The following is a 26,632-nucleotide window of genomic DNA, read 5'->3' as shown; positions in this document are numbered from 1 at the left end:
CAGATAATATGAAAAAATCGATAGTATTTTTTATCCTGACGATTGGCTGGCTGATCGAGGGATGCTATGAGGATAAGGGACATTATGACTATATCCGGATATCCGGCCCGGAGGTGACCGGTATAGAAAAATTTTATACGGTATATGACGGAGGAAATTTCGATATTCACCCGTCGGTGACCTGGACTTACGGAGAGTTGGAAAATTACACCTATTCCTGGAAAGTGGACGGGATATCTGTTTCCGATAAGGCTGAATTGACCGAACAGGTGAAAGATCTTCCGGTGAAAGCAAATATGTATGCGGAGTTTGTGATTACGGATGAGGACACCGGAGTGGAATACATCACCCAGTTCAGGGTGACTGTATCTTCGGTGTACGAAAGGGGGTGGATGTTGTTGGCAGATCAGGGGGAGACTTCTATGCTGTCGTTGGTCAGGAATGACAAGATCGTTTACGAAGACGCTTATCGTTTGGCCAATGATGCAGATCTGGCAGGCGGTGCAGTCGGATTATACGAACATTGGACGCCTTGGTCGGAAGATGTGGGACAGGTGTTTGTGGCTTGCCAGAAAGGACCGGAATATTCCGTAGAGTTGGATGGGAACAGCTTGAAAAAAATGGTGGCGACCAAAGAGGAGTTTGTGGGAGGAATGCCGGCGGATTTCAAACCGATGAGCATGAATTGTGTGTCGAATTATGATTATCTGGTCAGCAACGGGAAATTGTATGTCCGGTATGTTGAAGCCTCTAATGGGGCGATGTATCAGGACGGACTTTTCCCTAATTTTCCTTATCAGGGGGATTTCCCTTACGAATTGAGTCAATGGACAACCCGGGGAAATTTGTTATTTTCCAATGAAGTGATCGGTTTTGATAAATTGAGTTCCAGTTATGTGGTATTCCGTAATGGATCGCTGAACAAATTCGGTGATGATAACACTGCGGAATCGTTTTTTAATCCTTCTGATATGGGTAAAACCGTATTGGATGGAGCTGCGGTTGCTACTGATACACCTCAGGACGATTATGTCGTATTTTTGAAGTCTAATACAGGCAATACCATTTATGTGCAGAAATTCTTGTTTTGGGGATGGCAGTCTCCCAAAGGATTCTATTCCAGAGGAGAAGAGGTGTTTCCAAAGCCCGAAATTATCGATGAAAAGACAAAATTTGCTTTTTGCCAAAATCGTCCGTATGTTTATATCGCTTCCGGCAATACCCTTTATGTGTATAACCACAAAGATAATACGGTGAAGACATTGCGGGATGATTTCGGACGTCCGATCCGGGATATTGCCGTTTGTCCGACCAATTACGAACGCCTGGGGATTGTGCTGGAAAATGCGGAAGATCCGGGGATGAGTGACTTTATGGTATTGGATGTCTCTGTCGTTGCCGGGGGAAAAGTGGTGGATGGCATGGAATTTTATGGCAGGTTCGGGAAAGTGGTGGATTTGAAGTATAAGATCGGTTATCAGTGGGATACCTATTAATTATTTTATAAGCGTAGAGATGAAAAATCTTTTATTTTTGATTGTAACAGTTTTTTATATCTGTTCCTGTACTTCCAAACCGGACGGTTATGAAGTGACTATTGATTTGAAAAATGCAAAAAACGAACAGATTTATGTAAGTGAGCGTATCCCGCATCCGACGACCTGGTATACGGATACCATTCAGTTGAAGGACGGAAAGGCCGTGTTCAAGGGAAAAGTTACCGATCCGCATTGGGTGGCTTTTGTAGTGGTGAAGGAAGATGGAGAATTGCAGGGGTCTTTCGGAATGTTCTTGGATAACAGTCAGGTACAGGTTAAAGGGGACTATAATAATCTGAAACAAGTGGAAATCACCGGCAGTAAAACAAATGACGAATATCAGAGGATAGAGAAAAACGGAGCAGAAGTGTTCCGGAATTTCGGTCGGATCAGGTATGAACGGAGCAAAGCCTTTAAAGACGACCGCGCCAGATATGATTCATTGACACCCCTTTATCAGGAGGCTTATAACAAGTTGTTCGATTATATCGTTTCTTTGCCCGGTTATGCGACCAGTCAGGTGGCTCCCCATTACGTATGGGAGTATTTTGCGGAGGATTTGGATAAAATGGGTAAGGCATTGGCCGGATTCGATGCTTCCCTGAATTCCAATGTATTTGTGGCTGAGTGCCGGGACAATTGGGAAAAGGAGAAGAAAGTGCAGCCCGGACAGCCGGCATACGATTTTACGTTATCGGATATTGACGGGAAGGTGTATAAATTGTCGGATTTCCGGGGAAAATACGTATTGATAGAATTCAGTGCTTCCTGGTGCGGCTGGTGTAAGCTGGAGATTCCCTATCTGAAGACCGTTTACGAAAATACCAAAGGCAAGAATTTTGTAATGTTTACGGTTAATATGGATGAGGATCGGGAAAAATGGGAGAAAGATGTGAAAGAGTATAACCTGCCTTGGCCGGTAGTGTCCGATTTGAAAGCCTATAGTGGTCCGGTGGCCCAAAATTACCATGTGAAAGGGATTCCGATGATTTATCTGATTGATCCGGAAGGAAAAATCATGGCCAGGGATTTACGCCGGGAACCCATGATCGAGTATATTAACAAATTGTTCAAATAAGCAGACGAATGAAAAATTGTATATATGGGGCAGCAATTTTTATTGCTGCCTGCTTTTCATGCACTTCACCCAAAGCAAAAGAATGTGTTGTAGAGGGAGAGGTGAAAGGGTATGGGGACGGCTTTTTCTGTGTTATGACAGAGACATTGGATGATTATGATGTTGATACAGTTGAGGTGAAAAATGGACATTTCACTTATCGTTCTTCCATCGAACATCCGACACAGCTGACATTTCTGGCGATAGACAATGCTGCATGCGACAAGCGGGGTACTTACTCTTTCCGTTTGCTTGCCGAAAATGCAAATACTCCGATTCGGGTGAAAGCCGAGGTGGAAAAAAAATTGGAGAATGCAGAGATTACCGGTAGCCGGGTACAGGCAGAATGGGAAAGAATCAATTCTGCAGAGGTATTCCGGCATCTGAAAAAGATCCAATGGCAGCGGGACAGTTTGTCACGTACCGAAGATTCCGTTGCCTATAAAATCAAGTGTACCGAGTTTGACGGAATGGTAAAGCCCTGTTTGGATCAGTTGTTTGCCTTGGATTTTGCTCCGAAGAGTACAGCAATGGTATATACGCTTCATAGTTATTTTTCATTCCTGTCTGTCGATGAGTTGGAAAACGCTTTGCAGCGTTTGGCTCCGGATATAGAATGGTCTGTCTATCTGGAAAGGATGCAGGAACGGATTCGGCGGGAAAGGGTTATGGCTGTGGGACAGATAGCACCTGAATTTACGCTTGAGGATGTAAATGGAAAAAAATATCGTTTGTCGGATTTCAAAGGGAAGATGATTTTGCTTGATTTTACGGCTTCCTGGTGTCATTGGTGTAAGGTGGAGATCCCTTATATCGAAGCAGTTTACAAAGAAATGCAGGGAAAGGATTTTGAGATTGTTTCCGTGTATCTGGATAAGAAAAGGGAAGATTGGGTAAAAGATGTCAGGAAAGAAAACCATCCCTGGAAATGTTTGTCGGATGTCATGTCGTGGAAAAAAGGAGGTATGGCCTATGATTATTATGTGGGGGGTATTCCTTGCCTGATTATTCTGGACCGGGACGGACGTATCGTTTCGAAAAATACCCGAGGGGAGGAAACGATACAAGTGATCCGCGAGAATTATAAGTAAGTCCGAATTTTGTGAAATCGATAGTAACCGGAATGATGAAAATGAATCAATGGATACTCTTGTTCAGTCTGATCCTGGGATTGGGGGGAACAGGTTGTGAAAATCGTGAGCCCGGAATAATCACGATTATGGGTGAAATTAAAGGTTTACCCGAAGGCTGGGTCAGGTTGTACACTTGTCCTCCTTCGAATTTACTCTTGGACAGTTGTGAAATCCGGGAAGGAAAATATAAGTTGAAAGGGAAGTTGGACGATCCCCAATTGGGTATGCTGTTTTTTGATGTTAAACCGGAATATCAGCCAAATTTTATGCCTATGGTCAGGTTATTTCTGCAACCGACTATAATGAAAGTATATAGTGAACGGGAAGATATGAAGGGGAGTTTAAAGGTGGAGAATGCTCCTTTGAATGAACAGTTGATCGCTTGTGAGCAGTTCCTGAAAAGTTTGCCCGAATACAAGCAGGCAACTGTGCTGACCGATTCTATTCAACTGGCATTTTACAAAGCGGATATGGTAAAAGTGCGTTCGATGAGTGTGGTGCGGGACTCGCTATATCAGGTTTTGATCGACCGTGTATTTGAGAAAGAACCGGAAGCTTCGCATAGTGAGGTGGTAGCGTATTTAGCCAGTCAGTATTCTTCCCCGATGTCCGGTGATCGGGTGGAGCGTATCGTGGAACGTTTCGATTCTTCCTTCCGTAATTCCTACTATGTCGCTCAGATGAAACAGTTTGCCGAGAATGACCGCTTATTGACTGCCGGGAAAGTATTTCCCGATTTTCAGGTATTCGATACTTTGGGGAAAACTTATACGCTGGCTGATTTTAAAGGGAAATATTTATTCGTAGAATTCAGTGCTTCCTGGTGTGGTTGGTGTAAAAAAGAAATTCCGCATATCCGGAAAGCTTATGAGCAACTGAAGGACCGGAATATTGTTTTCATTACGATGATGATGGATACCGAACGTGAACAATGGATTCGGGATATGAAGAGAGAGGAGATCGGATGGCTTTGTCTGACCGATTTGAAAGGAATGAAAAAAAGTCCTTTGGTAGATGCTTATAATCTGAGAGGATTGCCCGATTCGTTTGTGGTCGATCCGGAAGGATATATTATCCGCCGGGATTTAAGGGGAGGAGAGGTACTCGACTATCTTTCAGAAGTAGTCACTGAATATCAGAATGAATTTTAATGTTATGAAAATAAGTGTATTAAGTGTGATTGCGGTGTTGTTGTTGGGGGCCTTACCGGTACAGAGTCAGGTTGTTTTTGAGGAAACCGGGATCAAAGCGGTATTTCAGAAAGCCCGGGAAGAGAATAAACTGGTTTTTATAGATTGTTATACCAGTTGGTGCGGACCTTGTAAGAAGATGTTGAAGGAGGTATTTAGCCGGAAAGATATCGGGGAGTATATGAATACCCGTTTTGTCAATTATAAGCAAGATATGGAGCAGGAAGAGGGGAAGGAACTGGCCGGGAAATATGGAGTGGAAGTATATCCGACTTTCTTTATTCTGGATGCAGCAGGCGAAGTCAGACACAAAATGGTAGGAGGCATGACTGCCGGGGAGTTTTTGAAACAGGTGCAGCTGGGGAGTGGAGAAAATTCGTTATTCGCTTTCAATCACCGCTACCGGCAAGGCGAACGGAATCCGCAATTTATGATAGAATATATCGGATTGCTTTCGGATGCTTATATGAAAGACGATATGCAAAAAGTGTTGCATGAATATTGGGAAACTCTGGACGACCGGTCGAAATCTTCGGATACTACCTGGCCGTTGGTAAAGCGTTTTGTCCGGGAGATGAAATCTCCGGAGTATCTGTATTTGCTTGAACATAAAAGCGATTTCGAGGCTAACGTAGGAAAAGAGGAGGTGAATGCTAAAATATGGGGAGATCTGTTGCCTCTGATTGGAAATCATTGTAATGATATGATTTTTAAAAATCGCCCTGAAGATCCGGCAACTTTAGAGGAATATCGTTCGATTGTTGAAAAATCGGGTGTGGAAAGGATGGATTATTTATTGGATATCATCGGCTTTACCCGTGCTTATGTGGACAATGATCTGGCAAAGGCTTTGAAAATGTATAGGCGTAATTTTTCGAAATTGATACCTGATGAACGTTTTAATGCAACTTTACAATTAAATGGAATGCTTATCGGAAAGGGAACTCCTGCACAATGTAAACAAGGACTTCAGGCAATTCGCCGAACGATAAAATCGTGTGGTTGGAGCGAAGAAGATCCGTTGTTTAAAACAATGATAAAGGGGCTGGAGGAGAAGAGTTGAAAAGAGTTGCTGAGTTATTGAGTTGTAGAGTTGCAGAGTTAATAGAGTTACTGAGTTGTAGAGTAAGTTAAAGGGGAAGACCCAACTCTTTCAACTCAGCAACTCAGTAACTCAGCAACTCTATTTTATCTCCAATTCGACGATTTCGGGGTTATGGTCGGATAAGAATAGGGTGTCGTTGAGTTGTGAGAAAGGGATGTACGAACTGATTACCCGGATTTGTGGGGTAACGAAGATAAAATCGATTTTTTCACATTTTTCGGCCGGTATTTTACCGAAATTATGGTAAGTGAAATCCACTCCTGTCCGTTTTCCGGCCACTTTGTGGGCATCTTTCAGAATAAATTCGTTGTTGGTAATTGTTTTATAGGCATCCCAGTCTTCCGATACATTAAAATCTCCGGTGAGAATAGCGGGAGAAGTCCCAACGATTTCTTTAATTTTTTCGATAATCAGCAGGGCACTGTTCCGGCGGGCTTCGGTACCTATGTGATCGAAATGTGTGTTTACTACCATAAGGATTTGTCCTGTCTTCTTATCTTGTAATTTTACCCAGGTTGCAATCCGGGTCAAAGCGGCATCCCAACCGACCATTCCGACACTGTCCGGTTTTTCACAAAGCCAGAAAGTATTCTGGTCCAATAGGGTATATTTCGCTTGTTTAAAGAAGATCGGTGCATATTCTCCGGCTGTTTTTCCATCTTCCCGGCCGACTCCGACAACTGTATATTCGGGTAAGCCGGTTTTCAAGACTTCCAGCTGGTGATGCAAGACTTCCTGCATGTCGATGATATCGGGATCGACCCTGTGGATAAAAGCACATATACTGTCTTTGCGGTGTGGCCAGCTATTGGGACCGTCTCCCGAATTATCGTAACGGATATTGAAAGTCGCTAAACGCAGGGACTCAGGCTGTTGTTGGGTACAGCCGAGGGCCAAAAGGCTCAGGATAAGGGTGGAAAATAGATTCTTCATGTTATTTATTGTTAGATCTCCAAAGCTAATAATTATTGAGGAAATTTTTAGGAAAAAGAGGACGAAGTATGAAATAAATGCTTTGGACAATCACCTGGACCGGAGAGCTTCCGCAAAGAAAGACTAGAGGATATAAAACGGATTTAAACGTACGTTTCAAACAATTAAATCTCCACTGTTACAAAGATTTCAGAAGTCAAGTCTAACCGTTGTAACTATAGAAACTAAAAAACGATGCCACTCTGTTTTAAACCCTTGTTCCCGTTTAAACTGTTGGCACCGTTGTAATTGTATTGCCAGAATCTTAATTCAACATCCTGATCAATTCACTGGCCTGTTGTTTCATTAATTGATTTTGAGATTGGTTAGCCAGGTTATTGGCGATGTTGGCATATTTTTTTGCAATGTCGTTGAACCCGCATTTTTTGGAGATTTTGACATAATTGTAAATCGCGTCGAAGTCGGACTTCGATTCGACAGTTTTTCCTGCCCATAATTGGATCACTTTCAGGCGGGAAACATCATTCATGATTTCCAGAGCTCCGGCAGTGATTTCTTTGATCATCTTCCGGTTTTCCGGGAAATAGCGAAATAACTTCCGGGCTTTGTAAAAATAATCTTCGGCATTTCCGGATAACCGTAGTTCTTTGATATTGAAATAATCCAATACAACATCGTAGTGCTCGTATCCGGTTTCTTTAATCCGCTTCATTTGGTTTTCGTAATCTGCCTTATTCTGGAGATAGAGTTGTTCCAAATGGTTTACCAACACATTGTCTAATTTCTGAAAAACATCGTCTTTGGAAAAATGCTGGATGAATTTATCTTGATTTTCAAAAACATATTTGAGCTGAGGTGCATTGATGTCGTTCACATAATCCCGTACGATCATCCAATTGTAATCTTTGAAGTAATCGGCTTCACTTTGGGTTTTGAAATAACGATTCAGTATATCTTGTCCCGACTTCCCTTGTTTACTCAATTCTTTTAATAATTGCATGGTCGTTTGAGGGTTTGCCGGATTTTGTTCAAATGTTTTGACCAAATTATCCAGACTTACCGTCGTTTTTTCAATTGCAAAACCGCTCCAGGTACTCCATAAAATCACCCCTACTGTTAATAAAAATCTACACTTCATATCAACCTTCAATTTTATATTAAATTTACATCTATAAAACACCTAAAGAGCCTAAAAGGGTGAAGTAAAAATCGATTTTAACTTACGATTTAACAGATTTTACATATAAAATTGACGATTTGCAATTATATCCATTCGTTTGGTATAAAAATGCAACTTAAAACGTTTACATGAGGCAAGGTTTTTAGTTTGCTCTTAAAATTAAATAAAACGCGGAAAATATTTTAAGAAATGCAATGATTTCCTGGCTGAAAATATTAATTTGTCGCAATATTTATTAGTTCGACCGGTTTATGAGAAGAATTATACTGTTTTTACAACTGCTGTTGGGAGTGGAGATGATTTATGCTCAGACGGAGACGGAAATATTGAATTATTCCCGTTTGTCTTATGCAGGATCGGCTCGGGCAGCTGCTATGGGCGGTGCTTTCGGAGCTTTGGGAGGAGATATTTCTTCCTGGAATCTGAATCCTGCCGCTGTCGGGGTTTTCCGTAAATCTAGTGTTACCTATACTTCGGTATTGAATTTCTCCGGGAATGAATCCGGGGAGCTGACTGCAAGGAAAACTTCTTATCTGATCGGAACGGTAGGAGGGGTACTGTCAGGGTACGTGAAGGATGAAAAAAGTGATTGGAAAGGTTTTAACCTGGGCTTTTCGTATACTGATCTTTCGAACAATATTCAAAATACCCGGCAGCAGGTGTATCATTCCCCGACTTCCCTGACGGATGTCTATGTTTGGCAAAGTCAGGGATACAAACCGGATGAATTGAATATTTTTACAACCGGTCCCTTTTATGATACCTATTTGTTATATCAGGACGAAAATGAAAGTTACCATTCTATTTTGGAAACCGATGGAGAAACAGCCGAATGGGTCGATCAATATCAGGAGATCCGGGAAAAAGGTTACCTAGGCGAGTTTTCAATTGCCGGAGGAACGAATTATAAAGATAAATTATACCTCGGAGCGGTACTCGGTATACAGTGGACCTATGATAAACAACGTATTCTTTATTCCGAGATTGCAGAAGAAAATGCTCCTTCACTTCTGGATTTTTATGAATTCCGGCAATACCGTCGCACCAGAGGTACGGGGATCAATTTGAAACTAGGGCTTATCTATCGTCCGGTACCGGCTATTCGATTGGGGGCCGCTATTCATTTGCCGACCTGGTTTACGATGGAGTATACACTTGAAAATTCTGTTCATACTTATTTTACTACGCCTACCGATCCTTCCGTCGGACGGGATAAACAGGAGTATGAAATATCCAATAGGGCTTATGGAACCTATTATGATCCTTATCGGTATCTGGCTAATGTACGGACTCCCTGGAGAGCGTTTCTTTGTTGGGGACTTGTGTTGGGGCAACACGTGATGTTGGATGTGGATTATGAATATGTCGATTATAGCTCTGCGAAGTACAAGCGTCCTGCGAAGTGGATTTACGGCAGTTATGAGGATGACTGGGAAAAGGATAAAATAAAAACTTTATCCCGGAGTGTCGATTATGATCCGATTAATCGGGCGATCAGGTCTCTTTATCGTCCTACCCATAATCTTCGGGCCGGAATGGAGGTCCGGGTGAACAGTTGGGTGAGTCTTAGGGGAGGATACGGACTTCAACAAAGTCCGTATAAACACGATGTTGCTTCTTTCAATAAAATATACACCTATGCCGGAGGGATTGGATTGAGTGTGGGCTTGTTCTTCGGGGATCTTTCTTATACCCGCCGTTATTCTAAAAACGAAACTTGTTTTTACAATGAAAATGGTATCACTGCCCAGCCTTTGGCTAACAAATATACGGATCAGGAAATCCGGTTGACCATAGGGTTACATATTCGTTCATTATAAATTTATCGGGACAATAAATTTAGTGTATAAAGCCGATGGCCTGCGGGTGTTTTGTTACGGCCGTAGGGGCGGCTGATAGAAGTGAAAGTTTAATGAACGAAATACTTGGCAGGGATGATGAACTTTATAAAAAACGATATTTTAGTAGTTACAGCAATTTCAAGGGGTACAAAAGTTACAACGGTTGGAGCAATTCTGAAACTTTTGTATCCCTTGAAACTTTTGTCACTGTTTAATTTTCGGTTTCTTCCGCAATTAATTCCGGATCGGGTTCGTCACCTGCGAATACCAAACCGATGGTATATTGGTTCTTACCTTTATAAGCAACGAGTTTTTCTGCAGTTGCGGTCGAAATACGAATACATTTTTCCGGGACTTCCTGACGGAGCAGGTATTCTTTCAGGACTTGGTTGCGTCTGTCCATTAATTGGTGGGTCAGTTGATTCAGTTGAGTCGAGTCGGCCAGTGAAAGAAGTTGGTCATCCAAATAAGCCGTTTTTTTGTCCTCACTGACCTGGGTTCCGACATAATTGAGAAATTGAATGTCTTTCGTATCTATTTCCATTATTTTACTGTAGTCGATCGGTAACAGGGTAGTCTGTGATTTCTCAGGGTGTTGCTGTAGATAATAATTGCGTTTTACATAGAAATCGGCCAATTGTACCTTACTTTGCTGTACATTGACAAATTGTTCCAGGAGTAGGGTCATCTCCGGTTTGGCTTTTATAATTTCGGCTAATTGGTTGATTTGAGTCAATTGTTCAGGAGTAAAGTCGTTCTGTACTGCTTCGAATGGAAGATTTTTCAGTTTTTCTGGAGAGAAACCGAGGGAATTTGCCAGAAAGTTAACCGGAGAAACGGCTACTTTCACCAATAAATTGGTCAGGGTCTTAAAAATGATTTTCCGGTAAGAAAATTCAGGAGAGTTGATGTCTCCTTTTACAGGTAAATCCATTCGAATCAGATCGTCTTTGTCTTTGATCAGATATAAAGCTGTTTTCAATGGGATGTTATAATCGGGTTTCGGATCTTTGTGTTTATTTCCGACTTCACATTTGGCTATATTCAGGTTATTACGTCCGTCCAGCATACTCTTACGGATATTGTTCACGCTGCTGAAAGAAAGGATCCCTTTTTGCAATGGATAACCGAAATATTGCATGCTATAAGGAGTGAAAGTTTTTAAATCCAGATTATTGATAATGAGTAAGATATCTGTATTGCTGAGATCGTCTAATTTCCCTTCGTAGTTGAAAATAATGGTCCCTCCATTTTTGAGGGTACTGCTGACTTTGGCCTTATTTTCTTGAGTGAGACTCAGTTGGTCGGCAACCAGATTGATATTTTCCAGACTGAAAGTGAAGGGGTGACGCAAGGTCTGATCTTTGAAGGTGAAAAGCGAATTATTGATCCGGAAGGTGCTGACTTTGAAATCGGGGGCTGTTGCTGTAGTTTGAGGTCCGGCAGCTGGAGTTTGTTCTGCCGCCCCCCGGACGGTATCTTCGGGAGTTTCTGGGAACAGGTCGCTCATGGTATTTCCGTCTTTACGGAGTTCGAAACCGGTTTTGATACCGTTGACAGCGATCGTGTTAAAATGAAAAATAGCTTTTCCGGGGTTGATCGTTTCCATATCGATATAAATGCTATCGGTAGCCAAGACTTCTTTGTGACTGGCGTCTGCAAGTGACAGGTGGTTTATACCCAGATTGCCACGAACCACTAATTCGGTTACATGTTCGGCGTTACCTTCGATGTTAAGGTGAGTATTCAGGATTCCGCCGATTGTACTGATCCGGGTGAAATCTGTCAGGTAAGGTTGGATAGGAGCGATTGAGAAATTGGTCAGGTCGATATCCAATAGATAATTGCCTGCTTCCATGTTGTATTGGATAGCCGTTTGCAAATGTCCACCGTCATTGAAATTCAATGCGATGCCGACATCGGTATTTTGACCACTGAAATAAACCCCCGGAATCTGAAGTCCGAAATTTTCCATTTGCCAAACCGAATTACGCTCTAAATCTTTGTAAAGGATATGACCTCCCTGTATGCTGATATTATAGAGGGCAATGGCAAGGGGATTTGCCGAAGTTGTGGCCGGAGAGGCCGGAGAAAGGCTGTCGGAGGCCGGCGATTGTAGAGTAGAAGAAGCCACCGGCTGGGCAGCAGGACTATCGGCGGATAACGTATCCGTTGACCCGAGGGCCAAAAGATCGTCGAAATTGAACTCACTGCCTTGCTGAAGTACCTTTACGCTGGGATTGGTCAGACTAATGTGGTTGATTCTGACTTCATTCGCTAACAGACGATGTAGAGACATATCCACACTGAGGGTATCGAAAGAAACGAAAGTATCCAGATCGTTGGCTTCTAATAATTGGAAATCGGTGATACGGGCATAGCCGGTGAAAATGTTTATGTAGAGTCCTTTGATGTTGATCTGACGCCCGATCAACTCTTTACTATGTTTATTGATGTAGTTTTTGGCGATCGGCGGAAAAATACAAGCGATGATAATGAACACTGCGACGAGAACAGCCACTGTAATAGTGGATATTTTAAGAATTTTCATGGTTAAAAATTTATATATGATGTATGTATTTTGCAAAAATAATCAAAATTTTAGAATTTGGTTTATGAAAAGGGATTTCTATCGATTGCAACTTTTTTAGGCTGAATCATATTTATTTACACAGATAATTTATTGAAAATTATTATATCTTTGTGCGTGCTAAGAGAGCTAAAAAAGCTATAGGCTATAAGCTATAGGTTGGGAGGCTCAAGGTTGCTAGAGACGGGAGAGCTAAAGGCTAAAAGCTGGCAGCGGGGGAGGAGAGTTGGAAGAAGTATGAAGTAATAGGTGAAGAAGGAGGAAGAAGCAGGAGGATAAATGAAAGATAGAATATGAGAGTGGAGATCGATGAACATTCGGGTTTTTGTTTCGGGGTAGTGAATGCTATCCGCAAAGCGGAACAGGAATTGGAGCGGGGGATGTTGTATTGTATCGGTGATATTGTGCATAATGACCTCGAGGTAGAGCGTTTGAGGCTACGTGGATTGAAAACGATAGAACACGAGCAGTTTGCACGATTGCAACATTGCCGGGTATTGTTCAGAGCACATGGAGAACCTCCGGTGTCATACGAGATCGCTCAAAAGAATGAGGTTGAAGTGATCGATGCTTCTTGTCCGGTGGTATTGAATTTGCAGAAAAGAATCCGGAAAGCTTATGAGCAAACCCGGGAACAGGGTGGACAGGTGGTCATCTACGGAAAACGCGGGCATGCCGAAGTCGTGGGCTTGGTCGGACAGACGAATGGGGAGGCTTTGGTGATCGAGAATCCCGAGGATATCCGGCAGATCGATTTTTCGCGTCCGGTGATTTTATTTTCACAGACGACCAAAAGTCTGGAAGGTTTTCAGGCTATTGCAGCTTTGCTAAAAGAGAAAGGCGGGGCACAGGTGGTGGTGAACGATACGATTTGCCGGAAAGTGGCCAATCGTATACCTCAGCTGAGAGAGTTCGCACAGAAACATGATGTTGTCATCTTTGTCAGTGGCGAAAAGAGTTCGAACGGAAAGCAATTGTTCGCTACTTGTTGTGAAGTGAATCCCCGGACTTATTTGGTGCAAAGGGCGGAGGATGTAAAGCCGGAAATGTTGGAGAATGCTCAAAGTGTCGGAATTAGTGGGGCGACCTCTACACCGGCATGGGTGATGGAAGAAATAAGACATAAAATAGAACTACAATAAATGAATTACATGATTTAATTATGGGAAGAATAAAAAGAATTGGAGTACTGACTTCAGGAGGTGATGCTCCGGGAATGAATGCTGCCATTAGGGCTGTAGTCCGGACAGCTATCTTTAATGGCTGTGAAGCATATGGTATCTTCGGTGGTTATCAGGGATTGATCGAGGGAGATATCAAAAGATTGAAATCCAATGATGTAAGCAATATTATTCAGCGGGGAGGAACGATTCTGAAATCTGCCCGTAGTATGGAATTCCGTACACCGGAAGGACGTACCAAAGCCGCTCAGATGTTGGCAGAGCATAAAATCGATGCTTTGGTGGTGATCGGGGGAGACGGTTCTTTTACCGGTGCTAAACTATTGATTCAGGAACATGACATTCCGGTGGTAGGTATTCCGGGAACGATCGATAATGACTTGTACGGTACCGATTCGACGATCGGATACGATACGGCTGTCAACACTGCAGTGGAAGCTGTCGATAAAATTAAAGATACGGCGAGTGCTCACAACCGGCTTTTCTTTGTAGAAGTGATGGGACGTGATGCCGGATTTATCGCTTTACGTACCGCTATCGCCACCGGTGCCGAAGCTGTGTTGGTGCCGGAAGTGGAAACGGACTTGACCGATTTGGAACATTTTATTGAAAAAGATTATAATCCGAAAACCTCCAGTGGAATCGTGATTGTCGCTGAAGGTGAAAAATCAGGTGGGGCTTACAGCATTGCTGAAAAGGTGGCTCAGAAACATCCCGAGTATGACATCCGGGTGTCTGTATTGGGACATATGCAGAGAGGCGGTTCTCCTTCTCAGTTCGACCGGGTTTTGGCCAGTCAGTTGGGTGCTGCCGCTGTCGATGCTTTGATGGATGATCAGAAGAGCATTATGCTGGGAATCATGAATAAAGAGATTGTTCATGTTCCTTTTAACAAAACGATCAAGCATACCAAAAACCTGAATCCTGAATTATTGAATCTGGTGCGGATTCTGTCTATTTAATAGAATCTGGTCTTGGTAATGAAATAACGGTAGGAGCATCCCGCTTTCTTACCGTTATTTTTGTTATTATTGCATGATGAATGAGTTCTCATTCGGGTATTTTGTGAATAAATGGTATTAAAATATTTTTATGCGATATGCTGATGTCATCGTGCCCCTGGCGGTAGAAGGAATGTATACCTATACGGTGCCTGTGTCTCTGGAAAGCGAGGTTCGCGAGGGTACATTGGTATTGGTGTCGTTTGCCGGTAACAAGCGGTATACCGCTTTGGTCGGTCGTATACATGACCAGGCGCCTGTCGGATATCAGGTAAAGCCTATCGAGGATGTCGTCGAGAAACAGGTATCGTTTTCGGCTCTGCACCTGAGGTTTTTATTGTGGCTCGGCGGGTACTATATGGCCACTCCCGGCGAAGTGATGAAGGCGGCTTTGCCGGTGGCTTTCCGTTTGGAGAGTTTTACCAGTATTACCCGCACCACGGAGGATGTGGATTATGTGGGGTTGACTACGAACGAAAAAATCTTACTCCGATTTTTACAGCCTGGCGAATATGTTTCGCTGAAAGAAGCGGAGAAATATCTGAAAATTAAAAACGGGCTTCCGTTGGTGAGAAATCTGTTGGCCCGGAATTACATCCAGATTAAAGAAACAGTGGACGACTTGTTCCGGGAAAAAACGGAGCGTATCGTCACTTGGGCAAAAGAGTATACAGAGGAAGAATTGGGGGCGTTGTTGGATCGCTTGAAGAGAGCACCGGCCCAATATGCTATGCTTTGCAGATGGATCGAATGGGGTAAAACTGAGATCGAGAAAGGGGAATTGTTGCGTTTGACCGGACAATCGGCCGCTACACTCAAAGGATTGTGTGACAGAGCGATTTTGAAGGTCGAAGAAAGAAAGATAAGTCGGTTGGGAGGAGACGGAGACGCCGGAGGAAGTTCTTGGCAGCTCAATGCAGAACAACAGGGCGCTTTAGGGCGCATCCGGGATTTTTTCCTTGAAAAAGATTGTGTTTTGTTGCAAGGGGTGACCTCTTCCGGGAAAACGGAGGTATATATTCGTCTGATACAGGAATATCTGAATCGGGGACAGCAGGTGTTGTATATGCTGCCCGAGATCGCTTTAACCGTACAGATCGTAAGACGGTTGCAACGGGTTTTCGGTGACCGTATCGGAATTTATCATTCCGGTATGTCGGATAATATGCGCGCTGAATTGTGGCGGAAGCAATGTAGCGACGAACCTTTTCAATTGATACTCGGAGTCCGTTCGTCGATCTTTCTGCCTTTTCGGAATCTGGGATTGATTATTGTGGATGAGGAACATGACGCTTCTTACAAACAAAAAGAACCTGCACCCCGTTATAATGGCCGGGATGCTGCGGTTATGCTGGGGAAATTGTCGGAAGCCAGAGTCCTGTTAGGGTCGGCGACGCCTTCTTTCGAGTCTTTTCAACATGCGCTTACCGGAAAATATGGGTATGTACAGATGAACAGCCGTTATGGTGGAATTCAGATGCCCGAAATTCGTTTGGCCGATGTGGGAGAATACCGGCGTAAAAAGCTGATGAAAGGTAGTTTCTCTCCCTTATTGCTGGAAGAGATGGAGAAAGTGCTGAGCGAACACAAACAGGTTATTTTATTTCAGAATCGCAGAGGTTATTCTTCCTATGTACAATGTGACCGTTGCGGGGAAATCCCGAAATGCCGTTATTGCGATGTGAGTCTGACCTATTATAAGCAGCGCCATGTACTCGTTTGCCGTTATTGCGGGGCTATCGTGTCGATGAGCGACCGTTGTTCGGTTTGCGGGGAGGGGCATTACCGGGAAAGAACACCCGGAACGGAGCGGATAGAGGAAGAAGTATTACGGCTTTTCCCTCAGGCCCGGGTAGCCCGGATGGACCTGGACGTGATGAGTAGTAAGTCTCGTTTCAGGAGTGTCATCGAAGATTTTGAACAGGGGAAGACCGATATCCTGATCGGGACTCAAATGGTCACTAAAGGCCTGGATTTTGCAAATGTCAAGCTGGTCGGAGTGATAGATGCCGATAGTATGGTCAATTTCCCGGATTTCAGGGCGGAGGAACGGGTTTATTGTATGTTGTTGCAGGTTAGCGGGCGTAGTGGACGGAAAGGTGACCGGGGGAAAGTGGTTATTCAGGCGGCGGATGTTAAAAACAGAGTGTATACCATGCTGACCGATGGGAATTACCGGACGTTTTTCGAGCAATTGGCTGCAGAACGGGAGTTGTTTGTATATCCTCCCTTCGGCCGGATGATTCAGGTGGAACTAAGACATAAAGAGGTGGTACCTTTACGGAATGCCGCTAACCGGCTGGCTGTCCGTTTGCGCGGGCAGCTGGGCAAACGGGTGTGTGGGCCTGCTGTTCCGGAGATTAGTAAAATCGGTGGGTATCATCGGCTGATTTTGTTATTGAAGCTGGAAAACGGAATCTCTTGTTCGGGGGTGAAAAACAGGCTTCGTGAAGAAATCAGAATATTGAAACAAGAAAAACAGTGGGGAACACTTCGGGTCATTTGTGATGTGGATCCTCAATAAAAGAGTGAAGTTATGAATACAAAAGGGTGTAAATTTGTTTTAGGAATTATTTTGTCGCATCTGTTGTGGATCTCTGCTTCTGCTTAGTTTTTTTCGGATTCCTGCAGATAAACGGTAAGAAAAGGTTTTTCTTTATTTTGAAGGGATTTATAACCGGAGTGAGATCTATGTGAACGGTCATTTACTGGGAAAGAGGCCGGGTGGGTATTGGAACATCCCGGGCTTTATCGGTTGAAGACTACTGGTTTGCGTTTATTTACTTTCGATCCGGGTAAAATTTACTTTTCCACTGTTGAAATCCGCGGAAAAACGATCATGGGGATTGTTTATGTAAATTATTTTAACCAATATTGCAGTTCAGTAACGTCTGTGCTATGAGTGGTGACGGTGATGAAGTTTTATATGCAGAATTGGCAGGAGATTTAAGGCGACGGTCTCATCGGGCTTTTGAGCGGATTTTCAAGGAAATGGGACCCCGGTTATATCGTTTTGCCTTCTCTTATCTTATGAATGCGGAGATGGCGGAGGATGTGGTGCAGGATACGTTTATGCATTTTTGGTCTGTTCTGGGAACGCTGCCGGAGGATACACGGGTGAGTACTTATCTTTATGCTTCGGTGAAAAATTCCTGCCTGAATTATTACAAGCATCTCCGTGTGGAAGATACCAACCGGACAAAACTTACCGAAGCCTTGATTTATATGGGGTCCCTGCAATACGAAGAGGGAGAGGACCTGTTCGGAAAGGTGCAGGACTGCTTGCGTAAACTTCCGGAGCAACAGCGCAAGGTGCTTGAAATGAAGATTTTCAGGGATATGAGCTATAAGGAGATTGCCAGAGAACTGAACCTTTCGGAAGTCACTGTGCATACCCATGTCAAGAGGGCCTACAAAGCTATACGGGAGGCATTGCCTGTGGTGTATTTCTTATGGTCTGTCTTGGGTAAAATTTAAAGGATTCCATTTCCGGATCAGTGTTATTCAGCTATTTCGTATTATTCTTCAAAATGTTGACCGGAGGTATTATTGTGTGTGGTTGGTGGAATCTTATTTCTTTCTGAATGGTTCGGGCTATCGGACATATTTTTACTAAAATTAAAAAAAATATGCTTTTTCTTGTCCCCTGTTTTTGTGTAAGGTTGTTTTACTTATAAAGACGGTTAATGACGAGGTATGGAAATAGATAAAATCAAAAAAGTAATGATGGGAAAAGCTTCCCGGGAGGAAAGGGAGGAAGTGGAATCCTGGGCAGGCGGGTCGGCTGAACGGAAGCGATTTGTGGAAGATGCCCGGGGGTTCTATGCCGGGGAGGAAATCCCCGATGGGGAAATAGAACAGCGGATGCGGCGGATTTGGCAGACGATGCCTGTGTCTATATGGCGTCGCAGGATGATTTTCCGTTGGGCTGCTGCGGTGGCTTGTGTGCTTTTGGCGGTAGGGATTGGTTGGAGCGTATGGTTGCCGGGTACGCGTGAAGGCAGGATGATGCCGGATGGGCAGGAACAGGGGGTACAGGCGGTGCAGTTGCTGTTGTCCGATGGTAGCAGGCATGAACTCGGGCCCGGTAGGTTGTCCGGTTCGATTCCCGGATTCCGTGTGGATACGGGGGGAGTGATCCGGCAGGAAGCGGTGGCAAGCGGACCGGGAGGAGATACCGTTCGTTATGGCGAAATCATGGTGCCGCAGGGTGGGGAGTATAGGATGGTGCTGGCCGACGGGACACGGGTGATGTTGAATGCAGAGACGCGGCTGAGGTTTCCGGAGGCTTTCGGAGACGGCGAACGCAGGGTCTTTCTGGAAGGTGAGGCTTATTTCGAGGTGGCGAAGGAAAGAGAACGCCCGTTTTGGGTGGATTTCCGTGAGGGAACGGTGCGGGTATTGGGTACACAGTTCAATGTGAAAGCGTATGGGGGAGAGGAAGCTGTGGCTACCCTGGTTCATGGGAAGGTGGAAGTGGCCAGGGGCCAGGAGGCTGTTGTGTTACAACCCGGTGAGCAATGCCGGATCGCTGCCGGTGAAGCGCATGCGCTGATCGTGGGTAAGGCCGACCTGATGTCCACACTGGCTTGGAAAAATGGGGAGTTCGTATTCAAGGACGCTTCGTTGGAACAGGTGATCGACGAACTGGCACGTTGGTATAATGTGGAAATGATGTACGATCACAGCTTGTTCCGGGAATCGCGGGTACACATTTATATGAACCGTTCTCAGACGCTCGACGAGGCGCTGGATATGCTTTCCAAGGCATGGAACATCCGTTATGAACGGCAAGGAACAAAGGTCTGGCTTGGGGAGCGGCATACCGGTGGGACTGATAGCGATTGAAATAGTTTAATTTAAGGTTACGCAAAAGGCGATACCTTCCGATAGATTAAGAAACACGGGCGATGCTGACTCCATCTCCCGTGTACAGGATTGCCGATTGCTCAACAATCACTTTTAATTTTACAAACGTATGAAAAAAAATTATCTAAGGCAAATTTCCTGCTTGGGAAGGATGGCCCTGAAATGGTGGCTCTGCCTGTTGCTGGGAGGAATGTTGAATCTTCCGGCTACCGCCCAGCAGAAAACGGCACCCCGGGTCAACCTGAAGGTTGAAAAAACATCTTTGATCCGTGCGATCGAAGCATTGCGCAGTCAGACGCGTTATAATTTCCTGTTCAATTCCAAGGACTTGCAGCCCTATACGGACATTTCCGTGCATTTGCAGTCGGTGACGCTGCAACAGGCGCTCGATAGCCTACTTACCGGGCGGAAGACGGGACTGGAGTATACCATCGAGGGAGAAACAGTGGTGATCCGGAAAAAACAGACGCAGGAGCAACAGTGTACAGTGAACGGCCGAGTAACCGATAACCGGGGACAGGCATTGCCGGGAGTGACGGTGTTGGTGAAAGGAACTACTATGGGCACGGTTACCGATGTTGATGGCAACTATAAAATTTCTTTACCTAAGATAGGTTTGACTTTACGGTTTTCATTTTTAGGGATGGGAACTCAGGAAATTGTGGTTACCGGTCCGGAGTGTAATGTAATTTTGGAAGAAGAACAGAATAGTCTGGAAGAAGCAGTGGTGGTTGGATATGGTGTTGTAAAGAAAAAAGATTTGACCGGTTCTGTTTCCAGTGTAGATACTCGTTTGATTGAAGAGTCTGCTGCCGCAGACATTGGTACTATTATTCAGGGACAGGTGTCGGGGCTCCATATTCTGACCGGTAGTGGTGCTCCCGGTGAAGAAGTACAGATACAAATCAGGGGATGTGCTTCCTTGTCCGGGAATACTTCACCTCTGATTGTTGTCGATGAGGTACCTATGCCTTCCGATTTCTCTATCAATCAGCTGAACCCTTCTGATATTAAAAGTATTGATGTATTGAAGGGTGGATCTTCATCGGCAATCTATGGTTCCCGGGCATCTGCCGGAGTGATTTTAATCACGATGAAAAAGGGAAGCCGGAATGAGAAACCGTTGATCAGTTACGATTATACCTTTGGAACACGTCAGTTGGTGTCAGATATTAATGTTCTGAATACAGAAGAATTTAAACTTTTGCTATTGGAAGCCACCCGTAATTCTGCCCAGGAGCAGGGGTATACGAATTTGAGTGATTATCGTTATTATAAAGACTATACCACTCCGGGATATTTTGGGGAGGTGAATACTCCCTGGATGAAACTATTGATGCAGCCTGCCAGGGTACATAAACATAATATCAGCGTAAGGGGAGGGGGACACTCTTCCAATTATTCTGTTTCCTATGGCTTAATAGATGAGGAGGGGATGCTGGTGAATACTTCCAACCGTCGTCATAACCTGAATTTGAACCTCGATACCGATCTCAATAAATGGTTGAAAATGGGAGTGACTTTCAGAGGGGATCTTAGTAAACGCGGACAGACGGAAAATTTTAACGTTGCTGCAGAAGCCCGGCCCGATTTACCCTGTTACAACGAAGATGGAAGTTATTATGTTCATAAATATATGTATCAGGGAGAAGAACGGTTTGAATCTAATCCAATGATTGAAGCCAAGGAAAGAGATAATGTGAACCAGGATCTGGGGGCTAATATTACCTCTTATTTAGTGTCCAGACCGTTCGGAGGACTGAGTCTTAGATTACAATATTCCTATAACTATAAACAAAGTAAAGGGCGGGATTTTTATCCGAGTATGACTTTATATGGGAGTGGTGGATACAAAGGACAGAAAGGTCAGTTGACGAATACAGAACGTCTGTCTGAAAATCAGGAATTGATGGGACAGATTATGTATGGGAAACGTATAAAGAAACACAATTTTGATATTACAATGGTGGGAACTTTGACAGATTCCAAAAATTCTTATGCCTCTATGACCTTTGCTGATTTTCCTGATGATAAAACTCAGACTTCAATTTGGCAGGGAGTTACTTATAAAGATCAGATGGGATATGACAAGGGTGCTCTCTTGTTATCTTACGTTGCCCGTGCTAATTATAGTTTTAATGATCGTTATTTATTGACGGTATCCTGGCGTGCAGACGGTTCGTCTCGTTTCTCTCCTGACAATCGTTGGAGTTATTTTCCTTCATTGGCTGTAGCTTATAATTTGACAGAAGAAAAATTTCTCCGGCATAATAAAGTGATTAACTTTTTAAAATTACGTGCCAGTGTTGGAAAGGTAGGAATGGGATATGTGGATGAATATGGCTGGAGAACATTGTATGATGCTACGGAATACCTGGATCAGCCTGCTATTGTCCCAGGATCGATGGGTAATAATAACCTGAAATGGGAAGGAACTGTTTCTTATGAATTGGGTTTGGATTATGGATTTTTCAAGAATAACCGTATTTCAGGAACATTAGAATTCTATAAGAAAAAGACAAAAGATCTGCTCTATCGGTATACCTTGTCTCCGGGGATCGGCCTGCCTTCTGCAAATGTAAATTTTGCAGCTATAGAGAATCGGGGAATAGATTTTGATATCAATGCTAAAATTATTAATACCCGTAATTTGTCCTGGTCGTTTTCTTTCAATATTTCCAAGAATTTAAACAAAGTCACGGGACTGGATTCTAAATATGTCTCATCTCCAGGATCTTCAGCATTGAATAATACTGTGATAGAAGAAGGGAAGTCGGTTGGACTGTTCTATGGTTATAAGAGTGACGGTATTTTCCAGAATTGGGAGGAAATTGAAGCATGTGAAGCTTTAAATCCCGATATGCCCTATCAACAGAAATTCAGTTCGGATGTTTTGTCGCCGGGAGATATCAAATTATTGGATTTATCCAACGATGGTTATGTAAATTTTACGGCGAATAATTATGAAGATAAAACAGTTCTGGGAAGTTCATTACCTGATTTTTCGGGTGGTTTTTCTACCCGTCTGACTTATAAAGGATTTACATTTAGTATGTCCGGAACATTTAGTTATGGGAATATGAAAAGTTGGGATGCCGAGGGCAGGCAGTTTCAGTTTAATGCAGCCCGGCCGAAGAATTTGTTAGATATCGCTTTAAAACGTTGGACGCCGGAAAATCCGACCAACGATTATCCTAAAATCCGTTTGAATGGTACGAATTACGGGATGACAGATTTTTGGCTGCATGATGCCTCTTATCTGAAGATCAATAATATTTCTTTGACTTATCAGTTGCCGGCTAACTGGTTGAGACGGACAGGTTTTATTGATCGTGCCGAACTATTCGGTTCGATTACCAATGTGTATACCTTTACCAGTTATCCCGGCCCAAATCCTGAAAGTTTTAACAGGAACGATAAGATAGCAGGAGCTGCTGTCGATTATACTGCTTATCCGCAGACTAGAACCTATAATATTGGAATTAAATTGTCAGTTAAGTAATGATATATCCTATGAATAAGATAGATTATATATTAGTGATGGTCCTGATGGTCCTGCTATCCGGATGTAATTCTTTATTTGATAAAGAGATTCCTGAGTATCAGGTCTCAGATGCAACGGCTGTCACAGATCAGGCTTCTGCTGAAACAGCTTTGCTGGGCGTATATTCTTATCTGGGGGACTATGGTGTGTTTTCTGCTTATTATTTAGTTGATGATGCCTATCGGTGTGGGCTGTTGGAGGGGACATACAGATCTTCAGATTATGAGAGAAATCTGGAAGCTTTGTCTGTTCCTTCTGAACACAGGGAATTGCTGGAAAAATGGAAATTGTGTGGGCAAATGATTAATGCTGCCAATAATTTGTTGGCAGCAATTGAAAAAGTGAACGATGCTAACTTTGTTGGGGGGCGTAAAAAAGAGATTATTGCAGAAGCCCGCTTCCTGCGCGCTTTTGCTCAGCTTTATCTGATGAAGCATTATGCATTTTTCTGGGACCTGGATAGTAAATACGGGCCATTGATGCGTCGTGTGCCTGGGACGCTGAGTAATAATAATATGAAACGTTCCGGAGTCCGGGAGACTTATGATCTGATTCTGGAGGATTTGGATTATGCTATTAATTACGGACCTGGGTATAAAGATGTTTTTTCCGCTTCCAAAGGATTGGCAAAGGGGTTCAAAGTGGAAGTTTTATTACTGAGGGGAACAGATGAAGATTACGCAAAAGTGCCGGAATTGGCAAATGAAGTACTTTCTGATTATGAATTTAAGCTGGAAGAGAGCTTTGAGAATGTTTTTAAAAACGGTTATAAATCTACTGAAATCATGTTTTCCCGTTTCCTTTCTGCTAAAAAGTTGGCCGATGTGGATATGAATGTTGCCAGTATAAAAAAATTGATGTGTGGAAAATATAAGCCCAACGAGCAGTTCCTCGATATTTTCAACGCAACCAATGACACCCGTTATGCTTTGACTTTCGATTCGGTATTGTATGAACAGTTTAATTCGACAAATAAGACGTTGATTTTAAAGAAATTATGGCGTACGGACGGAAATTGTCCGATGTTTTATATGCGTTTGGCTCAGATGAAACTGTTTCAGGCTGAGGCGTTGGAACATAATGGGGCGTCGGTTGCAGATGTGTTGGCTCCTTTGAATGATTTGCGTCGGCGTTCGGGCAATGTGCTTTTAAAAGCGGAAGATTTTTCGGACAGGGATGATTTGGTCAGAACCATATTTTATGAAATCGTCCGGGAAATGGGACTGGAAAATGGGGCTGAATGGTTTGCTGCTGTCCGGATGCGTTTATCTTCAGGTAAAAGATTGATATCGGAACTGAATCCTGTTTATTCAGATGATAAACAGTTAGCCTGGCAGATTCCGGACGATGAGGTAAGTTACAATACCCTGATGGAGCCTAATCCGGTGTTTATACGGGAGTAATGAATGTTTAATGATTTTAGATTGCTTGTTATGAGATTTAAATATATATTGATTCTATTATTAGGATGTTGTTGCTGGAGGTGTAACAGTATCGATGATCGTTTTGAAGAAAAAGATAATCTGCGTCTGATTATGCTGGAAGCCATAGAAGAACCTTATGCAAATCCCAAGGATGTGTATGTATATAAATTGATGGCGCAGAGTATGAGTGGACTTGAACGGGTTGTTATTTCGAATGTTAGTCATGAACTGGATTCTGCTCCGGCTTTACCGACAATTGTATTAGTGGACTCTGTTACAGTGGATTCAAATGGATATTTAAGCCGTCCGGTGAAAACTGCAATTATAGAATATCCCATCGTTGTTCCTCCTCTGCCCGGAGAATCAATCAGCCTGGATTTTACGGTGACTGCTGTCAATGGGAAATTCCAGACTATAACCTCTTCGATGCTGGTTGCTAATTATAAAGAAAGTAAGAAAGGGCTCTTTTTTGCCAATACCTATACTTCCAAGAATTATGCTTTTTACTCTTCGGAAAAAGATGCTCTTTATGGTGTAAATCCCAACTTAGCTACTTATTATAAGAGGAATATTCCTTATATTGATTTTTATTCTATTTCTGACGGCGCCAGGGAATATTTTATCTATTCACCCACAGATCCGGAGGTCGTTGAAAGACTGAAAGGGCAGGGAATTACGGATTATGTACTGACGGAGATGCGGAGAACCCGTATGGTAAAACTGGAGGATATAAATTTTACAAAGGTGAAAGATAAAGAGATTCTAGCCATAGATTTTACAAATACAGTAACGAAAATTCAGGTAAAAAAAGGTGATAATATAGGTTTTATAACGGAAGACGGCCGGAAAGGTATTATGAATATTGCTGGAGCCTCCGGCAGATACATCGATTTTAAATGTAAGACCCAGACCATTCCCCAATAATCAGGGGATGTTTTCGGGCATCCTACTATTGCCGGTATTGGGGCTGGAAAATGTAACCGGGCAGCTTTTCCGCCCGGTTATTATATTATTCTACTATTACATGATGGTAACTTTTGATTTTATTCCAGCTACTACGGGTCATATATAAATCTAAATTTCTTAAAATTTTATACACCCATGATTGATGCAATGGTCTTTAAAGAAAACTTTCCTTATTCCGATTGGTCATGTTGTCGGGTGTGGTGGAATAAATTTTGCAGAAAACAAAACCATAGGGAAAATAAGTTGGGATATCATACATCCGGACTTTCAGGGTAAATCATTAGGGACAAAATTATTGAAATATAGAATTGAAGTGCTGAAAACTATTCCCGGTATCCAAAAAATAACTGTCAGGACTTTACAGGTTGCTTATAAATTTTATGAAAAATAAGGGTTTACCTTAAATGAAATCAAAAAGGACTATTAGGCAGAAGGTTTTGATATGTACAGTATGGAATACGAGGGATATAGCAGGGGTAAGTTTTAGTCGGTGAAGTAACGGTAAGCAGGTTAGTTTTGAATTACGGTAAGTCGGAGAAGTTACAAGCCGGATAGGATATTAGATCATTTGAAAGGAAGGTTTAATTTGAGAAATGCGGAGAAAATTGTGATGGAAAAGACTTTGGAAGAGGTATTGGTATTAAAAGCAGCGTGTTCTTTCCCATTTTACATCGTTGTTAGAAAGAGAGAGCGGAAATAAATTTGCTCTCAGGGATATAATGTGTGAGAGTATACGGATATTATTTCAAGATTGAAACAGATCGGGTTATATCATGAGGTATAAGTAAACTGAATTGTTAAAAAACTGGAATACGTAGGTTTAATTTTGTACTTATTCGTCTTCGGTGTTCGTGTTTGGAGACCCGGTCGCTTCTGTCGGTCGTCTACCTTTTTCTTTCACTGACCGGCGGAACTCCTCATTACGTTCGTCAGACACCACCGGTCGGGCGTTCAGAAAAAGCAAGACGACACTCGACAGAGCTCCAATGGTCTCTAAACACGAACACCTCCGACTTACGT

Annotated in this window: 18 protein-coding genes and 1 pseudogene; 15 read left to right on the top strand and 4 right to left on the bottom strand. The window is 43.1% G+C overall.

The features are described 5' to 3' along the window. The first annotated feature begins 8 nt into the window (after positions 1-8). From AC5RDS_RS13640 to AC5RDS_RS13620, 5 genes are read left to right on the top strand one after another with little or no spacing between them, the layout of a single operon-like run. On the top strand, positions 9-1,496 hold the full coding sequence (locus tag AC5RDS_RS13640; RefSeq protein ID WP_022160126.1) for a PKD-like family lipoprotein: 1,488 nt from the start codon (positions 9-11) through the stop codon (positions 1,494-1,496). A 19-nt stretch (positions 1,497-1,515) separates the two neighbouring features. Further along, positions 1,516-2,616, top strand: coding sequence for a TlpA disulfide reductase family protein (locus tag AC5RDS_RS13635; protein ID WP_022160125.1), 1,101 nt, complete (start codon positions 1,516-1,518; stop codon positions 2,614-2,616). Between the two features lie 8 nt (positions 2,617-2,624). Next, complete coding sequence (locus AC5RDS_RS13630; protein ID WP_022160124.1) at positions 2,625-3,746, top strand: TlpA disulfide reductase family protein; 1,122 nt, start codon at positions 2,625-2,627, stop codon at positions 3,744-3,746. 11 nt (positions 3,747-3,757) lie between these two features. After that, positions 3,758-4,939, top strand: a complete 1,182-nt coding sequence (locus AC5RDS_RS13625; protein WP_140403427.1) for a TlpA disulfide reductase family protein — start codon at positions 3,758-3,760, stop codon at positions 4,937-4,939. A 4-nt stretch (positions 4,940-4,943) separates the two neighbouring features. Beyond that, positions 4,944-6,041, top strand: coding sequence for a thioredoxin fold domain-containing protein (locus AC5RDS_RS13620; RefSeq protein ID WP_306446055.1), 1,098 nt, complete (start codon positions 4,944-4,946; stop codon positions 6,039-6,041). A gap of 120 nt (positions 6,042-6,161) precedes the next feature. On the opposite strand, the gene AC5RDS_RS13615 is transcribed toward AC5RDS_RS13620, so the two are convergent. Beyond that, entirely contained in the window at positions 6,162-7,016 is an 855-nt protein-coding gene (locus tag AC5RDS_RS13615; RefSeq protein ID WP_022160121.1) for an endonuclease/exonuclease/phosphatase family protein, read from the bottom strand. 304 nt (positions 7,017-7,320) lie between these two features. Continuing rightward, positions 7,321-8,154, bottom strand: coding sequence for a hypothetical protein (locus AC5RDS_RS13610; RefSeq protein WP_046405179.1), 834 nt, complete (start codon positions 8,152-8,154; stop codon positions 7,321-7,323). Positions 8,155-8,447: 293 nt separating this feature from the next. Here AC5RDS_RS13610 and AC5RDS_RS13605 point away from each other — a divergent pair, with 293 nt between their 5' ends. Further along, positions 8,448-10,016 carry a hypothetical protein gene (locus AC5RDS_RS13605; RefSeq protein ID WP_172720375.1) on the top strand — a complete coding sequence of 523 codons (1,569 nt, stop codon included), beginning with the start codon at positions 8,448-8,450 and terminating at the stop codon, positions 10,014-10,016. A gap of 232 nt (positions 10,017-10,248) precedes the next feature. On the opposite strand, the gene AC5RDS_RS13600 is transcribed toward AC5RDS_RS13605, so the two are convergent. Then, positions 10,249-12,588, bottom strand: a complete 2,340-nt coding sequence (locus AC5RDS_RS13600) for a DUF748 domain-containing protein (protein WP_288791948.1) — start codon at positions 12,586-12,588, stop codon at positions 10,249-10,251. A 332-nt stretch (positions 12,589-12,920) separates the two neighbouring features. On the opposite strand from AC5RDS_RS13600, the gene AC5RDS_RS13595 reads away from it, so the two are divergent. The 9 genes and pseudogenes from AC5RDS_RS13595 to AC5RDS_RS13555 form a co-directional block, all read left to right on the top strand. Next, positions 12,921-13,769 (top strand): 4-hydroxy-3-methylbut-2-enyl diphosphate reductase, encoded by an 849-nt coding sequence (locus AC5RDS_RS13595; protein ID WP_013610700.1) that lies wholly within the window; start codon positions 12,921-12,923, stop codon positions 13,767-13,769. A gap of 20 nt (positions 13,770-13,789) precedes the next feature. Continuing rightward, positions 13,790-14,770 (top strand): 6-phosphofructokinase, encoded by a 981-nt coding sequence (gene pfkA / locus AC5RDS_RS13590; RefSeq protein ID WP_013610701.1) that lies wholly within the window; start codon positions 13,790-13,792, stop codon positions 14,768-14,770. 130 nt (positions 14,771-14,900) lie between these two features. Then, positions 14,901-17,333 carry a replication restart helicase PriA gene (priA, locus tag AC5RDS_RS13585; RefSeq protein WP_368318142.1) on the top strand — a complete coding sequence of 811 codons (2,433 nt, stop codon included), beginning with the start codon at positions 14,901-14,903 and terminating at the stop codon, positions 17,331-17,333. 374 nt (positions 17,334-17,707) lie between these two features. Then, positions 17,708-18,286: an RNA polymerase sigma-70 factor gene (locus AC5RDS_RS13580; protein WP_041556268.1), complete on the top strand. Its 579-nt coding sequence runs from the start codon at positions 17,708-17,710 to the stop codon at positions 18,284-18,286. A gap of 219 nt (positions 18,287-18,505) precedes the next feature. Beyond that, the gene (locus AC5RDS_RS13575; RefSeq protein WP_326343904.1) at positions 18,506-19,657 is read left to right on the top strand and encodes a FecR family protein; all 1,152 of its coding nucleotides are present in this window, start codon (positions 18,506-18,508) and stop codon (positions 19,655-19,657) included. Between the two features lie 130 nt (positions 19,658-19,787). Then, on the top strand, positions 19,788-23,180 hold the full coding sequence (locus AC5RDS_RS13570; RefSeq protein WP_022160113.1) for a TonB-dependent receptor: 3,393 nt from the start codon (positions 19,788-19,790) through the stop codon (positions 23,178-23,180). A gap of 11 nt (positions 23,181-23,191) precedes the next feature. Beyond that, positions 23,192-24,625, top strand: coding sequence for a RagB/SusD family nutrient uptake outer membrane protein (locus AC5RDS_RS13565; RefSeq protein ID WP_022160112.1), 1,434 nt, complete (start codon positions 23,192-23,194; stop codon positions 24,623-24,625). Positions 24,626-24,655: 30 nt separating this feature from the next. Next, a complete protein-coding gene (locus tag AC5RDS_RS13560) occupies positions 24,656-25,570 on the top strand; it encodes a hypothetical protein (protein WP_022160111.1) in 915 nt (304 codons plus the stop codon). A gap of 223 nt (positions 25,571-25,793) precedes the next feature. Then, positions 25,794-26,039 (top strand): annotated as a pseudogene (locus AC5RDS_RS13555) (GNAT family N-acetyltransferase); the annotation flags it as partial. A 405-nt stretch (positions 26,040-26,444) separates the two neighbouring features. Here the strand turns inward: AC5RDS_RS13555 and AC5RDS_RS13550 are convergent. Continuing rightward, positions 26,445-26,632 (bottom strand): hypothetical protein (locus AC5RDS_RS13550; protein ID WP_494222374.1); only part of this gene is annotated, 188 nt, incomplete at its 5' end.

It is taken from the genome of Odoribacter sp. (genome assembly GCF_985060555.1).
This window is presented reverse-complemented; position numbering and strand designations above follow the sequence as displayed.